The sequence below is a fragment of the Brachyspira catarrhinii genome (assembly GCF_005518285.1).
GTDB lineage: Bacteria > Spirochaetota > Brachyspiria > Brachyspirales > Brachyspiraceae > Brachyspira > Brachyspira catarrhinii.
Genome location: NZ_SJDU01000162.1, coordinates 1 through 5076, shown reverse-complemented (window position 1 = coordinate 5076; position 5076 = coordinate 1). Strand labels below are relative to the sequence as shown.

At 24.9% G+C, this 5076-nt stretch carries 3 protein-coding genes; all 3 read left to right on the top strand.

The annotated features are described in order from the left end of the window. The first annotated feature begins 123 nt into the window (after positions 1 to 123). Positions 124 to 1896: a tetratricopeptide repeat protein gene (locus EZH24_RS07040; RefSeq protein ID WP_137998418.1), complete on the top strand. Its 1773-nt coding sequence runs from the start codon at positions 124 to 126 to the stop codon at positions 1894 to 1896. Positions 1897 to 1913: 17 nt separating this feature from the next. Continuing rightward, positions 1914 to 2948 carry a patatin-like phospholipase family protein gene (locus EZH24_RS07035; protein WP_137998417.1) on the top strand — a complete coding sequence of 345 codons (1035 nt, stop codon included), beginning with the start codon at positions 1914 to 1916 and terminating at the stop codon, positions 2946 to 2948. A 724-nt stretch (positions 2949 to 3672) separates the two neighbouring features. Next, positions 3673 to 4833 (top strand): MFS transporter, encoded by a 1161-nt coding sequence (locus tag EZH24_RS07030; RefSeq protein WP_137998416.1) that lies wholly within the window; start codon positions 3673 to 3675, stop codon positions 4831 to 4833. The last annotated feature ends 243 nt before the right edge of the window (positions 4834 to 5076 follow it).

Here is a 5076-nt window from a genome sequence, read left to right as displayed (position 1 = left end):
AGAAAATATAATTGTTTAGATATATAAAAAAATGAATATATCCAAATATAATATTATTAATTAAACTTGAATTTTTATTATTTATGTATATTATTAGTATTATAGTTTATAAAGGATTTTATTATGAAGTTTGATTTAACCATGCCTTATGATAAAGATTTAAAAGAAGAAGAAAAACAAGAGATAGATAGTTTTATAGACAGTATATATGAACAATGTAAGGACAATTCTAAAGAAATTACCCAATTAGCTATGGAGGCAAGTTTTGCATTAAATGCTGGGAAAAACAGAGCTAATGAATTATGCAGGCAGGGATTTTTTAAAAATTTGTGGGGTAATATTAGGGGAAAAAACAGAAAAATAAGAGGCGAAATAGATAGAGATTTTGCTGTTTCTCAAAGAGCTGGCATAAAAATGATACAGAAATTAGCCGAGCATAATAAACTCACATTTGAAATGATAAAAAATATTAACTTAAAATTAAACTGCTTGGTAAATGAAATAGATGAAGAGCTTAATCAGATATATTTACAAATGAATGAGTTTATGAAGCAGGTTATGGATAACTTTATTGAAATGTCCGATAAAATGAACAAACTAGAAAGTAAAGTTAATATACATGATTTAGTTATTTTTATAAAACATCATGATATAAACGGAGTAAAATTTACAGACTTAAATATTAATGAAAAGTTTTTATATTTTATATCTGAATTCTTTTTAAAAAATAAACATCTATATATAGAATCAGATTTAATGAATTTAAGATATGTTATGAAAGAAATAGGAATTGATTCTGATGATAAAGTCTCACTTTTAAGTATTTATGATACATTGATGTCAAACTCAAGCATTGCAAATAAATTTTTTAAAGCATTCGATAAAGAAAAATTAAACTATATTGAAGATTTTACAATGCCAATATTAGGCAATATAAAAAAAATAGAAAAATTAGAAAATGAAGAAAAATATATTATAGATAGTGTTATTGAAATGTCATCAAAAGACAGAAAAGAAGTTATATTAAACTTATTAAAAAACTATTCTTATAATAATTTGAATATGGATTTGGAAAAAGAGAATTCATACTTTGATTTATCCATATCAATATTAAGTGAAATGAAAAATATTGATAATTTGATTGTAGATACAGAAAATGAAGATAATAACTCAGATGATAATATAAAATTAATAGAGCTTCCTAAATATACAAGATATGAAATAGCTTTAGAATTATCAAAAGAAAGTAAAAATACTGATGCAGTTTTTTATTTATTAAATAAGGCAAAAGACGAAGGATTAGATACAGCAGAATTATATCAATTAATTGGAAAAGTAAATTTAGCTTTAAAAAAATACGATGATGCTGCTAATAATTATAAACTATCTATAGAAAAAGGCTTGAATGATTACAATAATAATTACTATGCTGCTATGAGCCTATTTTTTGCTAAAAAATATAAAGAGGCTGAAGATTATATGATTAAGGCTTTGGAAATAGAGCCTGATAATTTTGAAGCTAATTTAAATTTAGGAGTAATATACAGAGTATTAGAAAATTATAATGAAGCTATAAAATATTATGATAAAGCTATAAAAATAAATGATAAAAGTGATATAGCATATATAAATAAAGCAGAAGCTACTGCAAAAAATAAAGGCGATAAAAATTTAATAGAAGGTCTTTTAAGTATAGCAATATCTTTAAAAAAAGAACATGAAAAATATTTCAAAAGAAACTCTCAATTTATGGAAGATATATACAATAGATTATATTATGTAATTTCATTTTCTAAAAAAGAAATAGAATATGGAAAATTAACTTCTTCTGAAATATTTATTAATGGTGTGGTAGTAGGAGTAAATGATTTTGTACAAAAAATATTAAAAAATTAAAATAGGTGTACACAAAAATGGATAAATTAGGTCTTGTTTTGGACGGCGGCGGCGGTAAGGGTGCTTATCAAATCGGCGTTTGGAAGTATTTAAAAGAGGTTGGGCTTGATAATAATATAAAGGCTATTTCGGGTACTTCGGTAGGAGGGCTTAATGCTTGTCTCTTTGCTCTAAATGATTACGGTCTCGCTGAAACTTTATGGACACAAAAAATACAGGATAAAATTTTAAGTCTTGACATTGAAAAGAAAGATATAAAAGATATATTCACTCAAATAATGAATATTCTTGCAATACCTCATAATACTGCTATTGCTATATTTAACTTTTTAAAAACTTTGGTATTTAAAGGTGTTTTTTCAAGGAAAGGGCTTTCTGATTTGATAGATGAATATGTTGATTTAGATGCTGTATCAAAAATGTATTTTCCTATATATGCCACATGCACAGAGCTTCCTGCATTCAAAACTAAATATTTTCAGCTAAACGGAAGAGATAAAGAAACAATTAAAAAAATACTTTTATCTACTTCTGCAATACCTGTTATTTTTCCAATGCAAGATATATATTCAGAAGGAAAACAATCATACTGGGACGGAGGTATAAAAGATAATTCACCTATTAAACCTCTGCTTGATATAGGATGCACGGACATTATAGTAATACATTTAGATCCAAGCCAAATATTAAAAGATAGAAAAGATAATGTTAATATATATGAAATATGCCCAAAAGATGACTTGGGAAATGCAATCACTGGAATGCTTGATTTTTCTCCAGAAGGTGCATACAGGAGAATTGAACATGGTTATAATGATGCTAAAGAAGTTTTACAAGTTGTTATTGATATTGCTAAGGCTCAGGCTGGTATAATAAGAGATTTAGACATTATAAAAAGTCATGAAAAATCATTCAAGCAAAACAGAAAACAAGCACTAGAAGAAAGACAAAAATTAAAAGCTAATTTAAACAGCACAATGGAATCATTTATGAATATAGAAGAAGCTAAAAAAAATTATCTAAAAGAACAGAAAAGAAAAAATCTTGAATAACAATCATTTTTTAGAAGTAAAATAAATATATTTTTTTTCTAAATTTAAATATTTAGCTATTTTTAATATATCTATATTATTAAGAATTTCAGTTTTTATTGGTCTTTTGGAATCCCAAAAAATAATAGAATTTAAATATTTTATAGTCATATCATTGTTTAATAAATAGTAAATAAAATTACATTCACTTTCATTATCAAAAGAAATAAAATAACATGTATCATCAAACATAACGCTTTTATTTTTTACAGGTTTTATTAATTTAAATGAAATTTTTTTATATAAACCTGATATGGCTATTTTAAAAGGTTTAAAACTATAATCCCCAATAGAAAATATTGAGTATTTAGGTTTGTTCTTATAAATTATACTTTTCCTTTTGTTAAAGTTCTCTTCATATCTTTGTAAATAATTCCAAGTTTTTGGATATTTATATTTTATATATTCTGTATCTTCACCTATATACTTTTGTGTTATTCATATATTTTTATTTATTTTAAAATTTATAATTAAAATAAATTTTTTATACTGGTATGCAGTAGATAAAGTATATAAAAGCATTAGATATGCAAATATATAAATCAAAAAATTCATTTCTTCGCAAATTATAATTATATTAATAATTTTTAAAAAAATATATAAAATTCTACAATATAGATTGACAGATAAAAAAATAAATGTAGAATTTATAGCTAATTAATTAAAAAATAGGAGATTATTAAAAATGCCTTTTGCTATATTTATGCTTACTTTTTCGGCATTTGGTATTGGTACAAGTGAATATGTTATAATGGGACTTCTATCTGAAGTTGCCAGAGATTTAAATATAAGCATACCCAAAGCGGGAACTTTAGTTTCAATGTATGCTATGGGGGTTGTTGTAGGTGCTCCTCTGCTTGCAATACTAACGATGAAGCTTTCAAGAAAAATTACTTTAATCTTTTTGATGATGATGTTTATAGTAGGAAATATTTTATGTGCTTTAGCCCCAAATTATAATTTTTTAATGGCAGCCAGAGTGCTTGCAGCATTATGTCATGGTACTTTCTTTGGAATAGCCTCTGTTGTTGCTTCTGATATGGCTGGAGAAAATAAAAGATCTCAGGCTATTGCAATAGTATTTATGGGTGTAAGTTTAGCAAATATTTTGGGTGTTCCTATAGGTACTCATATAGGAGAGCAGTTTGGCTGGAGGGCTACTTTTTATCTTGTTAGTGCAATAGGTGTACTTGCTATATTAGCATTAATTGTATCAATTCCTTCAAAATTGCCTATGCCTAGTGGAGATGTTATCAGTGAGTTTAAAATATTAAGACATAGAAGAGTTTTTATACCTTTATTATTATCAGTATTAACATCAGCTAGTTTATTTACAATATTTACTTATATAGACCCTATACTTCAAAAAGTTACTATGGTTAATAAAGAAACTGTTATAAAAGTATTATTTTATATAGGGGCTGGGCTTACTATAGGAACATTTTTAGGAGGAAAACTTGGAGATAAGAGTTTGATGAAATCTTTAATTTCAATAATGATTTTAATGATAATAATTCAAATTATAATGCTATATGTAAATACAAAACTTATACCTATGATAATAGATTTGATAGCTTGGAGTATAGGAGGATTTGCAATATGTCCTATGCTGCAGTCTTTGGTTGTAGAGCAGGCTAAAGGGGCACCGAATTTAGCTTCTACATTTAATCAAAGTTCTTTTAATTTGGGAAATGCTATTGGGGCTAAATATGGAGGAATATTAATTTCATTTGGAGTGCAGTATAAAGATTTATCTATGTATGCTGCAATAATAATGATTATAGCAATAACTCTCACTTTGTATTTCAGACATTATATTAAGCATAAAGTAAATAATAATAATTAGATACTAGATAATTTTATCATTTTATATAGAATATTATAAAATTACAAATATAATATTCTATATACTGTATAAATTATTATTAAAGCCTTACAGCATTCTTATTATTTAATATTATAATTGTACCAAAATATGATAATTAAAATAATTTTTTATGAACTCTATTATAAAGATAGTTATTAAAAAATCTGCATTTTTTAACAAAATACTAAAATAAATGTTATAATATACAAACAAAATATATGA